The organism is Hydrogenophaga sp. (assembly GCF_036675665.1).
GTDB lineage: Bacteria > Pseudomonadota > Gammaproteobacteria > Burkholderiales > Burkholderiaceae_C > Hydrogenophaga.
On sequence record NZ_JAKFEO010000011.1, the window covers coordinates 40230 to 58903 of the forward strand.

The following is an 18674-nucleotide window of genomic DNA, read 5'->3' on the forward strand; positions in this document are numbered from 1 at the left end:
AGCTCGACGCATGAACATCACCATCTGCGTTGCCCAAACCAAGGCCGCCCCCTGGGAAGAGGGCTTTCGCTCCCTGCTGCCCGGTGCCCACGTGAGCACCTGGAAAACAGGCGACCCGCAGGCCGACTACGCCATCGTGTGGTCGCCGCCGCAAGCGTTTCTGGACGAACAACCCGGCCTCAAGGCCATGTTCAACATCGGCGCCGGCGTGGACGCGATCATGAAGCTGCGCCTGCCGCCGCAGGCCCAGGTGGTGCGGCTGGACGACGCCGGCATGTCGGTGCAGATGGCCGAGTACGTGTGCCACGCCGTCATCCGCCACTTCCGCGAGTTCGACGGCTACGAGGCCGACGTCGCGGCCGGCCAGTGGTCCTACCGCAAGCCGCGCAACCGCGCCGACTGGCCCGTGGGCGTGATGGGCCTGGGCGTGCTGGGCGAGCGCGTGGCGCGGGCCCTGAGCGTGTTCGAGTTCCCGGTGCATGGCTGGAGCCGCAGCCCCAAGCAGATCGACGGCATCACCTGCCATTCGGGCGCCGCCGGCTTCAACGGGTTTCTGGCCGCCAGCAAGGTGCTGGTCAACCTGCTGCCGCTCACGCCCGACACCCAGGACATCCTCAACCGCGAAACGATGGGCCGCCTGCAGCCCGGCGGCCATGTCATCAACGTCGCGCGCGGCGCGCACCTGGTCGAGGACGACCTGATCGCCCTGCTCGACAGCGGTCATCTGTCGGGCGCCACGCTCGATGTGTTCCGCACCGAGCCGCTGCCCGCCGAGCATCCCTTCTGGAAACACCCCAAAGTCACCGTCACCCCGCACACCTCGGCGCGCACCCTGCGCGACGAGAGCATCGCGCAGATCGCCGGCAAGATCGTGGCGCTGTCGCGCGGCGAGCCGATCGTCGGTGTGGTGCACCGCGACCGAGGTTATTGAAAGCTGAAAGCGAGTCCCTCATGAACATTCCCTCCCGCGTCCAGCTCATCGACGTCGGCCCACGCGACGGCCTGCAGAACGAAAAGCAGCCGGTGCCCGCTGCTGTGAAGATCGAGCTGGTGCACCGCCTGCAGGCCGCGGGCCTGAAAGAGATCGAGGTCACCAGCTATGTGAGCCCGAAATGGGTGCCGCAGATGGCCGACAACCACGACGTGATGGCCGGTCTGTCGCGCCAGGGTGGGGTGCGCTACTCGGTGCTCACGCCCAACCTCAAGGGCTTCGATGCCGCCGTGCTCGACAAGCCCGACGAGATCGTGGTGTTCGGCGCCGCCAGCGAGGCCTTCAGCCAGAAGAACATCAACTGCTCGATCGCCGAGAGCATCGAACGCTTCGCGCCCGTGGTGGAAGCGGCCAGGGCTGCCGGCATCGCCGTGCGCGGCGCCATGAGTTGCACCGTCGGCTGCCCGTACGAAGGCGAGATCGCGCCCGAGCGCGTGGCCTACCTCGCGGGGCTCATGAAGGGCATCGGCGTGCAACGCGTGGATGTGGCCGACACCATCGGTGTGGGCACGCCGCGCAAGGTGCAGGCCGCGCTGGAGGCCACGCTGCAGCACTACGGCATCGACGAGGTGTCCGGCCACTTCCACGACACCTACGGCCAGGCCCTGTCCAACACGCTGGCTGCGCTGGAGATGGGGGTCTGGAATTTCCAGTCGTCCGTCTCGGGCCTGGGTGGCTGCCCCTACGCCAAGGGCGCCACCGGCAACGTGGCCACCGAAGACGTGGTCTACCTGCTGCACGGCATGGGCATAGCCACCGGCATCGATCTGGATGCGCTCGTCGACGCCGGTGTGTACATCAGCGAACAGCTCGGCCGTCCGAGCGGCTCGCGCGTGGCGCGCGCCTTGCTGGCCAAGCGGGCGGGCTGAGGCCAGCAGGCCGGCACCCAGCCGTTTCAGCCTGTTCTTGCGAGCTTTCCCGCTCGCTCAGTTTTTGGACGGCACGTGCAGCACCAGGCAGGTGATGCGGCTGTCGTGCCAGGTGCGCGTGTTCATGCGAGGGTAGAGTCCACCTCCTTCCATGCAGGGCGAGCCCGTGCACCCTGACTTGCGGCACCACAGGTGCACCGATATGTCGAACGCGTATCCGCTGTGGCTGCTGCCGGTCACGTACATCGCCACTGCCCGATCTGCCCGCAGCGCCGTGAGCCTCCCGTCGATCTCCAGCCGTTGTGCGTTGATCCAACGCTGATGGAACGACTGGTGGACCCATGACCAGTCGGCCTCCCGCATGGCGCAATCGATCACGCCGCCGTGGCCCTTGCCATAAACCAAAGGCTCACGGTTCAGCGCCTCGTAGAGCGCGCGCTCGAAGTGCTGATGCACCCGTTCCGGCTTTTCAGCCCTGGTGGTCGCGGCGATGTCCTGCTCCACGGCCGCGATGGCAGCATTCGCCCGGTGCAGCAGGCCCTGCGCCTGCAGCTCGTCCGTGTGGTGCCGCTGGGCCAAGTCCTGCAGCGGTTTGATCAAGCCCTCACAAACCGCGAGCAGTTCGGGTTGAAGCTTCAGACTCCTGGAGCGCGACAGCAGGCTGCTGATGTCGCCGAGCACGTAGCTGGCGTAGGTGCTCAGGCCGCTGTCCAACACCAGGCCCACGTCCTTCTCGGTCATGTCCTCGTCGTTGTGCTCGGCCGGTGCGGACCGTTTCGTCGTGGTGCGGGCACGCCGGAGCCCCTCGCTTTCTGCTTTGGCGATCGCCTGGCGGTTGAGGCGCACCGGTGCCTGGGTGCTTGCAGCGGGTCCCTCGATCCAGTCCACCAGCCACTCCACCGATCGCGCATGCATGGCGTCGGTGTCGGGCTTGGGTGCTTCGGGTGCCTGCACCGGCGTGGGTGTGGGTTTGTCCTGGGACAGCTCCTTGCGCAAGCGCGTGCCGCTCAAGGCGAGATCTATTTCCGCCTGGATCACGGTACAGGCCACTATCGCGGCGGTGTTTGCAGCCATGGACGCCGGGTCGAAGGGGACCTTCCGGTTGATGGCGTCCAGGGTCGCCGAGCAGATGTCGCTGCAGCGCGTTGTGCGTTGCGTCACGAAGCGCTCCACTTCGATGGCCACCAGATCCTCCATGGCGCTGCCGTCCCGCTGGGGTTGTGCCAGCGCCATCCAGCCCTGCAGCAGGCCGTAGACCGCATCGCCGAGGTCTGCCTCGAAGAGATATTGTTCGCAGGCCGCGAGGCGATCCAGAAGCAAGGGCAGCAATTTGTTCAGGTCCGCGCTCCGCGCCTGTTCGATGAGGTCCAGACAGACCGCCTGGTCGCTCGGCAAGCGGCTGAAGTGGCAGGCTTGCAGGGCCTCCTGGAACCTGGGATCCTTCCAGCCGAATTCACGGCAGATTTCGTCAAACAGATGGATGGAGCGCTTGAACACCGCCTGGCCATAGGGCACGGTCAGAATGCTGCGGTTCGTGAGAACCACCCGTGACCGCAGCACGACATTCATGGCCGCGTCCGGGACCAGCACCGCCAGCGCTTGAAGGCCCTTGACGCGCTGCCGCACGCTTTCAATGGGGTGTTCAGGCAGGTAGGCGTTCATGATCGAGGCGATGCGCTGCTCGCGGGCTGCCCGCATACCGGCGTCCAGGCGGCAGTGAGCCAAAGCCATGTACAACTCAAAACTGATCTGGAGCATGTTGGCGGGCAGCAACCGAATCACGTTGTAGACCTCGTCGCACAGCAGCTTCCTGTTGGCGTCGGTCAGTTCCGGGCAGTTCGACTTCACCAGATATTCGACGCCGATCTTGCGCGCCCCTTCCTGCTTGGGTGGCAGCGTGTCGGCCACGTCCGGCAGGGCGAAATAGTGGGCGATCCAGGGGGTGAGGGGGTTTTTGATGTCGAAGTTCAGGTAGCCGTACATGGTTTGCTCCAAGGTTGGAAGTTGCCCAGTTTTGTGCTTCGACGGGCTGTTGCCCATCCGGCGCTCGCGCTGGGCTGCGAGGGTTCGACCGCCGGTCGCGGCGCACGCGATCGCTCCACCGCCTGCTTGTGGTCCAGGGGCTTGGCGTGCTTCGGTCCGGTCACGGGCCAGGTGGATGCGGGGTCGATAACATCGAGCGCCATGAACAACACATCTCCACTCCCCACCGAGGCCTTGCAGCGCGTGACAGACCGGCTGGTTCTGCTGAACCACACCCAGTTGCCGCGCTGGCTGGACGACGCAGCGCGCACCGCGCAGCAAGCCGCCGACGCTTTGGGTGTGAGGCTCGGCCAGATTGCCAAGAGCATCGTGTTTCGTCGCGAAGCCGATGACGTGGCGGTGCTGGTCGTCACCTCGGGCGACCTGCGTGTGGACGAGACCAAGGTGCGGGCCATCGCGTGCGCCGGGGGCGGCAAGCTGGGCCGTGCCGATGCCGACTTCGTGAAAGCCCGCACCGGCTTTTCGATCGGAGGCGTCGCGCCGCTGGCGCACGCCACGCCCGTGGTCACGCTGATCGATGCCCAGCTGTTCCGTTTCGACGAGATCTGGGCCGCCGCCGGTCATCCGCATGCCGTCTTCTGCCTCAGCCCTCACCAGCTCCAGACGCTCACCGGCGCGCCGGTGCACGACGTCACGGTGGCGTGACCGCCGCGGTCTTCAAGCCCCGGCCCGAAGGCAAAGCCGCTGTGGCTGCCGGCCGTGACGTGGAACGCCGCAGCGGTATCCTTGTCGACCCCGTTCCGACACCTGACCGAACCTTCAAGACGCCATGACCTTGCGCTCCACCCCCGTCACTTTGCAGGCCGCGCGCCGGCGCACCGGCCTGGCCCCCGGCGTGCCCTCGCCCTGCATCTCGGTCTGCGAGATGGACGAAAGCACGAAGTCGTGCAAAGGCTGTTTCCGCACGCTGGCCGAGATCTCGCAATGGAGCCGCATGGCCGATGCGGACAAGCTGGCCGTGTGGCAGCAGATCGAGGCGCGGCAGTTGCCGGTGGCTGCGCCATGAGCGCGCAGCGCGGAGGGTAGTCCAGTGAGCACGCCCAGCACCGCCCTGCGCGAGATCACCTTCCACTACGACCCCATCTCGCCCTACGCGCACCTCGCGTTCGAGCGACTGCCCGAGGCGCTCATGGGCCACAGCGTGGCCGTGCGCTACAAGCCGGTGCTGTTCGCCGCCCTGCTCAAGGCCCACGGCCAGCTCGGCCCGGCCGAAATTCCGAGCAAGCGCGACTGGACCTACCGCCAGGTGAGCTGGCTGGCGCACCACCACGGTGTGCGGCTCGATCTGCCGGCGGCGCACCCGTTCAACCCGTTGCCCCTGCTGCGCCTGGGCCTGGCCTGCGCCACCGACGACGCCCCCGGCGAGACCAACCGGTATGTGACCGAGCAGTTGTTCCACCACGTGTGGCACGGCGGCCTGGACGCCGCCGACCCGGCTCGCCTGGCCGAACTGCAAGGCCGTTTGCAGAACCACATGGCCCAGCGCGACAAGTCCTGGAACACGCCCGACAGTGACGTGGTGAAGCAGCGCCTGCGTGCCAACTCCGATGAAGCGATCGCGCTCGGCCTGTTCGGTGTGCCGGCCATGGTGGTCGACGGCCGCGTGTTCTGGGGCTTCGACGCGCTGCCGATGCTGCGGGCCTACCTCGATGGCGATGGCTGGTTCGACACCCAGTGGGCGGCCGCGACAGATCGCCCGCTTGGCGCGCGCCGGCGTTAGGGCCAGCCGCCGGGCCGCTCCCAAGGCAGGTCCAGCCCCCTCGGGGGGCAGCGACCCGCGCAGCGGCGGAGCGTTGGGGGCTTCAAACTGCTTGAAATGCCTCGCCCACCGTCGTCACCTGTCCGGTGCTGGCGGCCTCGTAGCCCTTGAGCGCCGCCACGCGCGAGCGGAACGCGGGTGAGCGCAGCACGGTGAGCACCGGGCGCAGCTCCGCGCGGTCCATCGCGTCGGGCGGCAAGGCGAAGAAGTAGCGCTCCTTCAGCAGGGGAATGAAGTGCAGGCCGAAGCGGTGTGCGGCGGTCTGCACGCCCAGCCCCACGTCGGCCATGCCGCTGGCCACATAGGCCGCCACGCCGGCGTGGGTCAGCTCGGTGTTCTCGAAGCCGGCCACCTCGCGCGGCGCGATGCCCTGGCGCTGCAGCAGCAAGTCGGTCAGCACCCGGGTGCCCGAACCCTCAGGCCGGTTGACGAAGCGCAGGCCGCGCCGGGTGAGGTCGGCCAGGCCATGGATGGCCAGCGGGTTGCCGGGCGCGCAGAACAGGCCCTGGGTGCGCACCGCCAGGTGCACCAGCAGGTGCTGGTCGGGCTTGAGCCATGGCAGGTAGCGCTGGGCCGCGGCGGCCTCGAACTCCCCCAGCGGCACGTGGAAACCGGCCAGCTCGCAGTCGCCCTGGGCGAGCGCGGCCACGGCTTCCTGGCTGTTGCGGTAGCGCAGCTCCACCGGCACCTGGCGCGCGGCGAGTTGCTCGCGCAGCGCGGCCACGGCAAATCCGTGGCTGGCGTGCAGGCGTGGCACGGCGCGCTGGCGGCGCTGCACGCGCCCGAGTTCACCTTCGAGCTCCGAGGCCAGCGACTCCAGCAGCGGCTGCAGCCGGGCGCCAATGCGGGCGTCGGCCCAGATGAGTTTTTCGCCCAGCTCGGTCAGCACCGATCCCCGACCCCGTCCGCGCACCAGCAGCGCCTGGCCGAACAGCAGCTCGGCCTGCTGCAGCAAGCCCCAGGCATGGCGGTACGACAGGTCCAGCTCCCGACCCGCCTCTGAGATGCTGCCCGAGGCCTGCACGGCCGCCAGCAGGTGCAGCAGGGTGTTGGCGTCCAGCGCCGGACCGTCGTCCTGGCTGACGCGCCATTGGGGTTGCAGGGTGATGCGCAGCATGGTGGCGGTGGAGGTTTATGAAATGATGAACATATTAAGGCCGGCCTGCGGTGCTAGGCTGACAACATGAACACCGTGATCCCCATCCGCCCCCTGAACGGCCCCGTCCGCAGCCGCCCACGCCACGCACCGAAGGGTCGGCAAGTGCAGCCCGCCGCGCGCGAGCGGGTGGCCTTCTTGTGTGCCGGCCTGGCGCCGCGCGCCGACCTGCTGATCGAACACCTGCACCGCCTGCAGGACGGCGAGGGCGCGCTGCGCCACGGGCACCTCGCCGCGCTGGCCGAACACCTCAAGCTCAGCCAGGTCGAGGTGTTCGAGGTCGCGAGCTTCTACCACCACTTCGAGGTCGTCGACGACGCCGCGGCCGTGCCCGCCACCGTGGTCCGCGTGTGCAACAGCCTCTCTTGCACGATGGCTGGCAGCGAGACCCTGATGACCGACCTGCAGGCTGCCCTGGCGCACGACGCTTCAGTGCGCGTGCAGGCCGCGCCCTGCATCGGCCAGTGCCACCGCGCGCCAGCGGCCTGCGTGGGCCAGCGCCAGTTGCCGCATGCGAGCGTGGCCGAGGTGCAGGCCTTGCTCGCCAGCGGCGACACCGGCCCGCGCGAGCTGCCGGTGCCCGAGGCGTCCGAGCTGGCCCAGTTGCAGCGCCTGCTCTCGGGCGAACTCAGCGCCGAGGCGGTGCTCGCCGAGCTCAAGGCCTCCAACCTGCGCGGCCTGGGTGGCGCGGGTTTTCCGGCCTGGCGCAAGTGGGAGACGGTGCGCGCGCAACCCGGCCCGCGCCACATGGTGGTCAACATCGACGAGGGCGAAGTCGGCACCTTCAAGGATGGCCACGTGCTCACCAGCGCACAGGCCGGTGCGCCCCAGGTGCTCGAAGGCATGCTGATTGCCGCGCAGGTGGTCGGCATCGCCCACGTGTGGCTGTACCTGCGCGACGAATACCACGACGCGCGCGTGCTGCTGCAGCGCGAACTCGACACGCTGGAAACCCGGCTGCAGGCGCTGGCCGTGCGGTACCCGGGCTACACACCGCCGCGCATCGAGCTGCGCCGTGGCGCGGGGGCGTACATCTGCGGCGAGGAGTCGGCGCTCATCGAATCGGTGGAAGGCAAGCGCGGCCTGCCACGCCTCAAACCCCCCATCGTCGCGCTGCACGGCGTGTTTGGCCGGCCCACGCTGGCGCACAACCCGGAGACCCTGTGGTGGTTGCCCGAGATCCTGGCGCACGGCGGCGCGTGGCTGACCACGCACGGGCGCGCCGGACGCAACGGCCTGCGGCGCTTTTCGGTGTCGGGTCGCGTGAAGCAGCCAGGTGTGTATCTCGCGCCCGCCGGCATCACGTTGCGAGAACTGATTGATGAACATGCTGGCGGCATGGCCGAGGGCCACACGCTGTATGCGTACCTGCCTGGCGGTGCGTCCGGCGGCATCCTGCCGGCCGCGCTGGCCGACGTGCCGCTGGACTTCGACACCCTGGCCGAGCACGGCGCCTTCGTGGGTTCCATGGCGGTGGTGGTGCTGGGGCAGCACGACAAGGCGCGCGACGCGGCGCTCAATCTCATGCAGTTCTTCGAACACGAATCCTGCGGCCAGTGCACGCCGTGCCGCGCTGGCACCACCAAGGCGGTGGAGCTGATCCAGGCGCCGGTGTGGGACGCCGCGCTGCTGGCCGAACTCTCGCAGGTGATGCGCGACGCCAGCATCTGCGGACTGGGCCAGGCCGCGCCCAATCCGGTGGACAGCGTGCTGCGGTTCTTTCCTCACGAGGTGATCGCATGAAGACCAACGACCTGCCGGACCACGCCACGCCGATCGCCTTCACGCTCAATGGCCGCGCGGTGGAAGCCGCGCCGGGCGAGACCCTGCTGACAGCCGCGCGGCGCGCCGGCGTGGCGGTGCCGCACCTGTGCCACAAGGACGGCCTGCGCAGCCCGGGCAACTGCCGGGCGTGTGTGGTGGAGATCGAGGGCGAGCGCGTGCTCGCACCTTCGTGCTGCCGTGCGCCCACGCCGGGCATGGTGGTCACCACCGACAGCCCGCGCGCGGCGGCGGCGCAGAAGACGGTGCTGGAGCTGTTGTTGTCGGATGCGCCGGACACGGCTGCGCTCAAGCACGACAGCGAGCTGGCGCATTGGGCCGAGCAGGCAGGCGCCAGGGCCGGGCGTTTTCCCGCCCGTGCCGCCGCCGTGCAAGACCTGAGTCATCCGGCGATGTCCGTCAACCTCGACGCCTGCATCCAGTGCACCCGCTGCATCCGCGCCTGCCGCGAGACGCAGGGCAACGACGTGCTGGGTCTCGCGTTTCGCGGCGGCCACGCGCAGATCGTGTTCGACCAGAACGACCCCATGGGCGAGAGCACCTGCGTGGCCTGCGGTGAATGCGTGCAGGTCTGCCCCACGGGCGCGATCGCACCGGCCAACGGCGCCTACGCCAGGGCATCGGACAAGCAGGTGGATTCGGTCTGCCCGTTTTGCGGCGTCGGCTGCCAGCTCACCTACCACGTGACTGACGAGAAGATAGAACACGTCGAAGGCATCAACGGCCCGGCCAACGAGGGCCGACTGTGCGTCAAGGGTCGTTTCGGCTTTGACTACGCGCACAGCCCCGAGCGGCTCACGCGCCCGCTGATCCGCCGCGCCGACGCACCGAAAGATCCGCACGCGGTGATGCTGCGCGACTGGCGCGAACTGTTCCGCGAAGCCAGCTGGGACGAAGCGCTCGACGCCGCCGCGAACGGCTTCAAGCAGGCGATGGCCAGCACCACCGCGCGTGGCCGCCAGGGTCCGGTGGCCGGTTTCGGTTCGGCCAAGGGCACGAACGAAGAGGCCTACCTGTTCCAGAAACTGATCCGCACCGCGTTCGCCACCCACAACGTGGACCACTGCACGCGCCTGTGCCACGCCTCCAGCGTGGCCGCGCTCATGGAAGGCCTGGGCTCGGCCGTGGTCACCAACCCGCTGCGCGACGTGCAGCACGCCGACTTCGTGCTGCTGATCGGCGCCAACCCGGCGCAGAACCACCCGGTGGGCGCGACCTGGATCAAGAACGCGGTGAAGAACAACGGCATGAAGCTCGTGCTGGCCGACCCGCGCAGCACCGAGCTGGCGCGCCACAGCTGGAAGCACCTGGGCTTCAAGTCCGGCACCGACGTGGCCCTGCTCAACGCGCTGCTGCACACCATCGTGTTCGAAGGTCTCACCGACCCGGCCTACATCGAGGCCCACACGCTGGACTTCGCGCAGCTCAAGGCGCACCTGGCCGACTTCTCACCCGAAGCCATGGCGCCGGTGTGCGGCATCGACGCCCCCACGCTGCGCGAGGTGGCGCGCGCCTACGCCACGGCGAAGAACGCCATGATCCTCTGGGGCATGGGCATCAGCCAGCACACGCACGGCACCGACAACGCGCGCTGCCTGATCGCGCTCTCGCTCATCACCGGGCAGATCGGACGGCCCGGCACGGGGCTGCATCCGCTGCGCGGGCAGAACAACGTGCAGGGCGCGAGCGACGCGGGGCTGATCCCCATGGTGCTGCCCGACTACCAGAAGGTGAGTGACGTGCACGCTCGAGAGAAGGCCGAGCAGTTGTGGCACCTGCCGTCCGGCACGCTGGGCAGCGAGGCGGGCCTCACGGTGGTGGAGATCATCGACGCGGCCCACCGCCGCGAGATCCGCGCCATGCTGATCCAGGGCGAGAACCCCGCCATGAGCGACCCCGACGCCACCCACGCGCGCGAAGCGCTCGCGGGGCTGGACCACCTGGTGGTGCAGGACATCTTTCTGACCGAAACCGCGAGCCTGGCCGATGTGGTGCTGCCCGCCACCGCCTGGCCCGAGAAGACCGGCAGCGTGACCAACACCGACCGCTGCGTACAGCTCGGCCGCAAGGCCGTGCGAGCGCCGGGCGAGGCCATGGCCGATGCCTGGATCACCGAACAGCTGGCGCGCCGGCTGGGCCTGGACTGGACCTACGGCGTGGCGGCCGACGGCAGCGCCGCGGCGGATGCGCGGGGCGGCATCGGCGCGGTGTTTGAAGAGATGCGCGCCATGATGCCCAGCATCGCCGGCCTGTCGTGGGCGCGGCTGCAGCGCGAAGGCGCGGTGACCTACCCGGTGGCCAGCGAGGACGATCCTGGTCAGCCGGTGGTGTTCACCGATGGCTTTCCCACCGCCAGCGGGCGCGCCTCGCTGGTGGGTGCCAGCGTCACGCCGCCGGCCGAGGTGCCCGACGCCGCGTTCCCGATGGTGCTCATCACCGGGCGCCAGCTGGAGCACTGGCACACCGGCAGCATGACGCGGCGCAGCGAGGTGCTCGATGCGCTGGAACCGGGCCCGGTGGTGAGCCTGCACAGCACCACCGCGCGGCGGCTGGGGCTGAAGGCGGGTGCGGTGGCGCAGGTGCGTTCGCGCCGCGGTGAGGTGGCGCTGCCGGTGCGGCTGGACGACGCGATGCCGCTGGACACGGCCTTCATCCCGTTTGCCTACGCCGAAGCAGCGGCCAACCTGCTCACCAACCCTGCACTGGATCCGGTAGGCAAGATCGCCGAACTGAAGTACTGTGCTGTGGACGTGCGGCCCGCGGTCACCACGCAGGAGTCGGTCCGGGTTTGATCTGACGCAAGGTCTCTCGGTCCGGCCCTCCCTACCATGGAGAGATGCGGCCCGAGCGGCCTTGTTCATTCATCACCTGGAGGAGATCGACCATGTTCAAAAAAATCCTGCTGCCCACCGACGGTTCCGAACTCGGTATCTTTGCCACCCGCGCGGCCGTGGGCCTGGCCAAGAGCCAGGGCGCGCAAGTGGTGGGCGTGTACGTGATCGATCCGTTCCCCTACATCGGCATCGGCGACGCCTCGGCGGTTGGCTTGCAGTCCTACCTGACCGAGGCCAAGGCCGCGGCCGGTGTGGCGCTGGATGCCGCACGCATGGCCTGCGCGGCCGCCGGTGTGCCGTTTGAGGGCGACACCATCGAGCGCAACGTGATCTACGAAGGGATCATCGAGACGGCCGAGGCCGAGGGCTGCGACCTGATCGTGATGGGCTCACACGGCCGCCAGGGCGTGAAGGCGCTCATCCTGGGCAGCGTGGCGCAGAAGGTGCTGACCCACGCGAAGATCCCCGTGCTGATCGTCAAATCTTGAGGGTCACCAACCTACAACGAGTGCAGACCACCCAACCCATAACACCGCGGAACCGGCTTTGCCGGGCCGCAGGTGTTGCCCCCTGAGGGGGAAGCGCCGCAGGCGCATCGGGGGGGAACTTGGTTCTAGCGCATGAACTTGCCGGAGGCGTTCACGATCGACAAATCGGAAAAATCCAGACCGGTGTGGTCGGTCGGGCTGTAGTTGATCTGCAGACCACCAATGTCGTAACTGCGCATCCCTTCCAGTGCGTCGCGCAAGGCCACCGGTGTCGGGTTGGGGCCGGCGCGCCGCAGGCCCTCCGTCACCACCTTGGCCGCCGCAAAACCTTCCATCATGGCCGGCGACACGCCCTCCAGGCCCTTGGCCCTGGCCAGGTCCTGCGCTTCCTTGATCAGCGGGTAGGCCACGGATCGTTCATTGGGGAACACCTGCGTCACGATCACGCCGCGGGCGTGCTCGCCGAGCAGTTTGATGAAACCGTCGGAGGCGTTGTTGGACAGCGTGACCAGCTGGGCTCGCGAGCCTGCGGCGCGGATCGCCTTCATGCCGTTCGCCGCGTTGCCGGCCGAACCGATGACCATCACCGCCTGGGCGTTGCTTTTGGCGACGCGGGCCGCCAGTTCGGTGAAGTCGGGCTTGTCGCGCGGGAATTTTTCCTGCAGCACCGGCGTTTGCTTCACGGTGGCAAAACCTTTGAGCGCACCGGCGGCCGAGTCGGCGCCAAAGGAGTCGTCGGTTTCCAGCAGCGCGATCCGCGTCATGCCGATGCTCGCCAGGTGCTCGATGGCCTTGGCCGCTTCGCGCTGGTAGGTGGCGCGCACGTTGAAGACCCAGGGGTTCACGGGTTCGTGCAGCACCATGGCACCGGTGCTCGGGCCCACCAGCGGTACCTTGAGTTCGGCCAGCATGGGCAGCAGCGCCTGGGAGTGTGGCGTGCCCCGGTTCAGGAACAAGGCCAGCACCTTCTGCTCGGTGATGAGCTTTCGCGAGACCTCCACCGTGACCTTGGGGTCGAACTTGTCGTCGACCGACACCAGTTCGATCTTCTGCCCGTTGACACCGCCGCGCGCGTTCACCGCGTCGAAGTACAGCCTGGCGCCATCGATGTTCTCCTTCACGCCGGCCGCCACCGAGCCGGTGATGCCCGAAGGATTGCCGATGCGCAACTGCGCCCAGGTGGGCGCGGTGACGGAGACGAGGCCGGCCAGGCCGAGGGTGGCGAGGCACTTGGGCCACGATGCGATGGTTTTTTTCATGGGTTTGTCTCCTGAAGTGGGCACAGTCTAGGCAGCCTGGCTGGACGGGAAATTGTGGGTATGACGTACACGACGGGGGGTATGTCACGCGGCTCCGTAGAATCTTTGCGTCCCCCTCTGGAGCCCCTGCATGTCCGATGCCTTTTTGCCCGCCGAATTGTCCGTGGCCGCGATTGCACCCGCGTCCGACGATGAGGGGCGCGACCGACCGACGGAAGGTGGCACTGGCCTGATCCGCATCCGCGGCGCGCGCCAGCACAACCTGAAGAACATCGATCTCGACATCCGCACCGGCGAGCTCACGGTCGTCACCGGACCCAGCGGTTCCGGCAAATCCAGCCTGGTGTTCGACACCCTGTTCGCCGAGGGCCAGCGCCGCTACGTGGAAACCTTCAGCGCCTACGCGCGCCAGTTTCTCGACCGCATGGACAAGCCCGCCGTGGACCGGGTGGAGGGTGTGCCGCCAGCGATCGCGATCGACCAGACCAACCCGGTGCGCAGCTCGCGCTCCACGGTCGGCACCATGACCGAACTCAACGACCACCTCAAGCTGTTGTTCGCGCGCGGCGCCGAGCTGTTCGACCGCGACACCGCGGCGCTGGTGCGGCACGACTCGCCGGAGTCGATTTATCTTGAATTGAAACAACGGGCAGTGGAGCGCGGGGATCCGAGGCTGGTGGTCACGTTCCCGGTGGAGCTGCCGGCCAGCACCACGCCCGAAGAAATCGAGCAGTGGCTCTCGGCCAGCGGCTACACGCGGGTGCAGGCCGAGCGGGTCGTGCAGCGCGCCGCGCCCGCCGTGGACGACAAGGCCAAGACCAAAGGCAAGGCCAAGGCCGCGCCCATGGAGGCCATCAAGGTGCTCGACGTGGTGGCCGACCGTTTCCGCATCGGCACCACCGAACCCGCTCGCGTGATGGAGGCCATCGAGGTCGGCTTGAAGCGCGGCAGCGGCAAGTTGATGGTCTATGCCCTGAAATCGGAATCCGACCCCCAATCGGGTGAGCCTGAAATCTGGAGATTCAGCACCGGTCTGCATTGCCCCGAGAGCGACATCCGCTACAGCGAGCCCACGCCGTCGATGTTCTCGTTCAATTCGGCGGTGGGGGCTTGCGAGGCCTGCCGGGGCTTCGGGCGGGTGATCGGGGTGGACTACGGGCTGGTGATTCCGAACGACAAGCTCACGCTGCGCGCCGGGGCCATCAAGGTGTTCCAGACGCCTGCCTGGAAAGAGGCGCAGGACGACATGATGCGCCACGCCGAAGCCGCGGGCATCCCGCGCGACACCCCATGGGCCAAACTCACCGACGAGCAAAAACACTGGGTCAGGGCCGGCTCGCCGCAGTGGAACGGCAAGTGGAACCAGCACTGGTACGGCGTGGACCGCTTCTTCGAATACCTGGAGAGCAAGGCCTACAAGATGCACATCCGCGTGCTCTTGTCCAAGTACCGCAGCTACACCGAATGCCCGAGCTGCGGTGGCGCGCGCCTGAAGACCGACAGCCTGCTCTGGCGCCTGGGCTCGAAGGTGCAGGCCGACGCGGTGCTGCAGTCGGGGAAACGCTACTTGCCGCGCGGCGTGAAGTGGAGCCGCGCGCAGGTGGAGGCTTTGCCGGGCCTGTGTCTGCACGACCTGATGCTGTTGCCGCTGGACAAGCTGCGGGTGTTTTTTGCTTCGCTCGACGACACCCTGGTGCCCGCCGGCTCGGACGCCGCCGGCGCCGGCCAGGCGCAGGCGCTGCGATTGCTGCTCGACGAAATCAACACCCGCATCCGTTACCTCTGCGAGGTCGGCATCGGCTACCTCACGCTCGACCGGCAAAGCCGCACGCTCAGCGGCGGCGAGGTGCAGCGCATCAACCTCACCACCGCGCTGGGCACGTCCCTCGTGAACACGCTGTTCGTGCTCGACGAGCCCAGCATCGGCCTGCACCCGCGCGACATGGCGCGCATCAACGACGCCATGCTGCGCCTGCGCGACGCGGGCAACACGCTGGTGGTGGTGGAGCACGACCCGGCCGTGATGCTCGCGGCCGACCGTCTGATCGACATGGGCCCCGGCCCGGGCGAGCGCGGCGGGCAGATCGTGTTCGACGGCACACCCGAGCAGATCCGCTCGGCGGACACGCTGACCGGCGCGTACCTGGGTGCGCGCAAGACCATCGGCATGGGTTTCAAGCGCGCGGTGACCGACAGCACGCCGCGCCTCATCCTGGAAGGCGCGCGCGAACACAACCTGAAGGACGTTTCGGTCGAGTTCCCGCTGCAGCGCCTGGTGGTGGTCACCGGTGTCTCGGGCTCGGGCAAGTCCAGCCTCATTCAAGACGTGCTGGCCCCCGCGCTGCTGCGCCACTTCGGCAAGTCCACCGACACGCCCGGCGCGCACGACCGCTTGCTGGGTGCCGACCTGCTCTCCGAGGTCGTGTTCGTCGACCAGTCGCCCATTGGCAAGACCGCGCGCTCCAACCCGGTGAGCTACGTGGGTGCGTGGGATGCGATCCGCGCGCTGTTCGCCGATGCGCCGCTCTCGCGCCAGCGCAGCTACACCCCCGCCAAGTTCAGCTTCAACAGCGGCGATGGACGTTGCCCGACCTGCGGTGGCTCGGGCTTCGAGCACGTGGAGATGCAGTTCCTGAGCGACGTGTACTTGCGCTGCCCGGACTGTGACGGCAAGCGTTACCGGCCCGAGATTCTGGAAGTGCGCATCGAACGCGGCGCTCGCTCGCTCAACGTGGCCGATGTGCTCGACCTCACCGTGAGCGAAGCTGCGGCCCTGTTCGCCGGCGATCGCGAAGTCATCCGCGTGCTGCAACCCATCGTCGACGTGGGCCTGGAATACGTGAAGCTCGGCCAGCCCGTGCCCACGCTCTCGGGCGGCGAGGCGCAGCGCTTGAAGCTCGCGGGCTTTCTGGCCGAGGCCTCGAAGAGTGCGAGCGCCAGCCGCCAGGCGCTCTCGCGCAAGGGCACGCTGTTCCTGTTCGACGAGCCCACCACCGGCCTGCACTTCGACGACATCGCCAAGCTCATGCGCTCACTGCGCAAGCTGCTCGATGCCGGCCACTCGCTGGTGGTGATCGAACACAACCTGGACGTGATCCGCTCGGCCGACTGGCTGATCGACCTCGGCCCCGAGGGCGGTGACGCCGGTGGTCTGGTGGTGGCCGAGGGCGCGCCCGAGCAGGTGCGTGAACACGCGAGCAGCCACACCGCCAAGGCGCTGCGCGAGTACGCCTTGTCGATGGGCGAGGTGCACGCGGTGCGCGAAGGCCGCGTGTCCGACTACCTGGGCCAGTCCAGCGGCCTCACCGCCGCCGCCCGCCGCAGCGACCAACACGGTCACGCCATCCGCATCGTCAATGCCAAGGAACACAACCTCAAGAACCTCAGCGTGAACATCCCGCGCGGCCAGTTCAACGTGATCTCGGGCGTGAGCGGCTCGGGCAAGTCCACGCTGGCCTTCGACATCCTGTTCAACGAGGGCCAGCGGCGCTACCTGGAGAGCCTGAACGCCTACGCGCGCAGCATCGTGCAGCCGGCAGGCCGGCCCGAGGTGGATGCGGTCTACGGCATCCCGCCCACGGTGGCGATCGAGCAGCGGCTCTCGCGTGGCGGGCGCAAGAGCACGGTGGGCACCACCACCGAGGTGTGGCATTTCCTGCGCCTGCTTTATGTGAAGCTGGGCACCCAGCACTGCGTGCACGACGGCGCGGCCGTGATGCCGCAGAGCGCCGACAGCATCGCCGCGGCCATCCTTCAGCGCTACGCCGGCCAGCACATCGGCCTGCTCGCACCGCTGGTGGTCAACCGCAAGGGCGTCTACACCGAGCTGGCCGACTGGGCGCGTCCGCGTGGGTACACCCACCTGCGCGTGGACGGCGAGTTCTTGCCCACCAGCGGCTTCCCGCGCATCGACCGTTTCAAGGAACACACCATCGAGTTGCCGGTGGCCGACTTCGTGGTGAGCGTCGACCAGGAGGCGCAGCTGCGCAGCCAGCTCGCCAAGGCGCTGGAGATCGGCAAGGGCGTGGTGCATGTGTTGCACCCGCTCGATGGTCTGGCGCGGGCTTTGGAAGACGGTGCTTCGACGCGTGAGCTGGGCCAGTTGGAGGTGTTCTCCACCACGCGCGCCTGTCCGGTCTGCGCCACCAGTTACCCCGAACTCGACCCGCGCCTGTTCTCGTACAACAGCAAGCACGGCTGGTGCCCGGACTGTGTGGGCACGGGCCTCAAACTCTCGCGCGACCAGCGCACCGTGCTGGACGATTCGGTGCGCGACGACAAGGAGCGTGGGCGTGAACAGAGCTTTGCCGAACCCGAGGTGGACGACCTGGTGGACGAGGTCTGCCCCGGTTGTGCGGGCACGCGCTTGAACGCCCAGGCCCGCGCGGTGAAGTTCAGCGCGGTGGGCATCACCGATGTGGCGCGCCTGTCGGTGCGCGACGTTCGAATTTGGGTGCAAGGGCTCATGAAAGAAGCCGTGATGTCCACACGCGAAACCGGCATCGCGCGCGACCTGCTGCCCGAGATCGAAAGCCGTCTGGCCTTCCTGGAAGAGGTGGGTTTGAACTACCTGACGCTGGACCGTGGCGCGCCCACGCTCAGCGGCGGTGAGGCGCAGCGCATCCGCCTGGCCGCACAGCTCGGCAGCAATCTGCAGGGCGTGTGTTACGTGCTCGACGAACCCACCATCGGCCTGCACGCGCGCGACAACGCCATATTGCTCAACGCGCTGCACAAGCTCGGCGACATGGGCAACACGCTGGTGGTGGTGGAGCATGACGAGGACACGATCCGCCGCGCCGACCACATCATCGACATCGGCCCCAGCGCGGGCAAGCGCGGCGGGCGCGTGGTGGCGCAGGGCACGGTGCACGACCTGTCGGCGAACCCCGAGTCGGTGACCGGGCGTTATCTGCTGCACGCGATGAAGCATCCGCTGCAGCCAAGGCGCGATGTCTTGCCCCCTCTCCCGCCTGCGGCAGGCGTTGAAGGTGATGGCGGGGGTGAGGGCTCCCCCTGGCTCCACGTCCACCGCGCGCAACTCCACAACCTCAACCAGCTCGACGCCGCCGTGCCGCTGCAACGCCTGGTGGTCATCACCGGTGTCTCCGGCTCGGGCAAGTCCACGCTCGCGCGCGACGTGCTGCTGACCAACGTGGCCGCCGCCGTGAGCCAGCGCAGCACGAGAGCCGGCCGCGACGCGATGGAACGGGGCGAGTACCCCGCGTGGTCCGGCTGTGCCGGCGTGAGCGGTTTCGAGACCGTGGACCGCGTGCTCGAAGTCGACCAGACACCGATCGGCAAGACGCCGCGCAGCTGCCCTGCCACCTACATCGGTTTCTGGGACACGGTGCGCAAGCTGTTCGCCGACACGCTGGAAGCCAAGGCGCGCGGCTACGGCCCGGGCCGCTTCAGCTTCAACACCGGCGAAGGCCGCTGCCCGGGCTGCGAAGGCCAGGGCATGCGCACCATCGAGATGAGCTTCCTGCCCGA

At 68.3% G+C, this 18674-nt stretch carries 12 protein-coding genes; 9 read left to right on the top strand and 3 right to left on the bottom strand.

Annotated elements, in window-relative coordinates; all coding sequences use genetic code 11:
* Positions 1-10: 10 nt before the first annotated feature.
* Together V6M63_RS07835 and V6M63_RS07840 are read left to right on the top strand one after the other, a co-directional pair.
* Entirely contained in the window at positions 11-931 is a 921-nt protein-coding gene (locus V6M63_RS07835) for a 2-hydroxyacid dehydrogenase (RefSeq protein ID WP_332741024.1), read from the top strand.
* 20 nt (positions 932-951) lie between these two features.
* Positions 952-1860: a hydroxymethylglutaryl-CoA lyase gene (locus V6M63_RS07840; protein ID WP_332741025.1), complete on the top strand. Its 909-nt coding sequence runs from the start codon at positions 952-954 to the stop codon at positions 1858-1860.
* 57 nt (positions 1861-1917) lie between these two features.
* On the opposite strand, the gene V6M63_RS07845 is transcribed toward V6M63_RS07840, so the two are convergent.
* Positions 1918-4116 (bottom strand): hypothetical protein, encoded by a 2199-nt coding sequence (locus V6M63_RS07845; RefSeq protein ID WP_332741026.1) that lies wholly within the window; start codon positions 4114-4116, stop codon positions 1918-1920.
* Here V6M63_RS07845 and V6M63_RS07850 point away from each other — a divergent pair.
* The 3 genes from V6M63_RS07850 to V6M63_RS07860 all read left to right on the top strand — a co-directional run bounded on the left by V6M63_RS07850 (position 4045) and on the right by V6M63_RS07860 (position 5623).
* Positions 4045-4548: a YbaK/EbsC family protein gene (locus tag V6M63_RS07850; RefSeq protein WP_332741027.1), complete on the top strand. Its 504-nt coding sequence runs from the start codon at positions 4045-4047 to the stop codon at positions 4546-4548. The genes V6M63_RS07845 and V6M63_RS07850 overlap by 72 nt on opposite strands.
* 124 nt (positions 4549-4672) lie before the next feature.
* Entirely contained in the window at positions 4673-4909 is a 237-nt protein-coding gene (locus V6M63_RS07855) for a DUF1289 domain-containing protein (RefSeq protein WP_332741028.1), read from the top strand.
* 45 nt (positions 4910-4954) lie between these two features.
* Positions 4955-5623, top strand: a complete 669-nt coding sequence (locus V6M63_RS07860; RefSeq protein WP_332741038.1) for a 2-hydroxychromene-2-carboxylate isomerase — start codon at positions 4955-4957, stop codon at positions 5621-5623.
* A gap of 82 nt (positions 5624-5705) precedes the next feature.
* Here V6M63_RS07860 and V6M63_RS07865 read toward each other — a convergent pair whose 3' ends face one another.
* Complete coding sequence (locus V6M63_RS07865) at positions 5706-6779, bottom strand: substrate-binding domain-containing protein (protein ID WP_332741029.1); 1074 nt, start codon at positions 6777-6779, stop codon at positions 5706-5708.
* 66 nt (positions 6780-6845) lie between these two features.
* On the opposite strand from V6M63_RS07865, the gene V6M63_RS07870 reads away from it, so the two are divergent.
* The 3 genes from V6M63_RS07870 to V6M63_RS07880 all read left to right on the top strand — a co-directional run bounded on the left by V6M63_RS07870 (position 6846) and on the right by V6M63_RS07880 (position 11922).
* On the top strand, positions 6846-8561 hold the full coding sequence (locus tag V6M63_RS07870; protein WP_332741030.1) for an NADH-ubiquinone oxidoreductase-F iron-sulfur binding region domain-containing protein: 1716 nt from the start codon (positions 6846-6848) through the stop codon (positions 8559-8561).
* Positions 8558-11392, top strand: coding sequence for a molybdopterin-dependent oxidoreductase (locus tag V6M63_RS07875; RefSeq protein WP_332741031.1), 2835 nt, complete (start codon positions 8558-8560; stop codon positions 11390-11392). The genes V6M63_RS07870 and V6M63_RS07875 overlap by 4 nt, the downstream gene beginning before the upstream one ends.
* Positions 11393-11484: 92 nt before the next feature.
* The gene (locus tag V6M63_RS07880) at positions 11485-11922 is read left to right on the top strand and encodes a universal stress protein (RefSeq protein ID WP_332741032.1); all 438 of its coding nucleotides are present in this window, start codon (positions 11485-11487) and stop codon (positions 11920-11922) included.
* Between the two features lie 125 nt (positions 11923-12047).
* Here the strand turns inward: V6M63_RS07880 and V6M63_RS07885 are convergent, their stop codons facing one another.
* A complete protein-coding gene (locus tag V6M63_RS07885; RefSeq protein ID WP_332741033.1) occupies positions 12048-13181 on the bottom strand; it encodes an ABC transporter substrate-binding protein in 1134 nt (377 codons plus the stop codon).
* A 130-nt stretch (positions 13182-13311) separates the two neighbouring features.
* Here V6M63_RS07885 and uvrA point away from each other — a divergent pair.
* The coding region (gene uvrA / locus V6M63_RS07890; RefSeq protein ID WP_332741034.1) for an excinuclease ABC subunit UvrA at positions 13312-18674 on the top strand (5363 nt) is incomplete at its 3' end.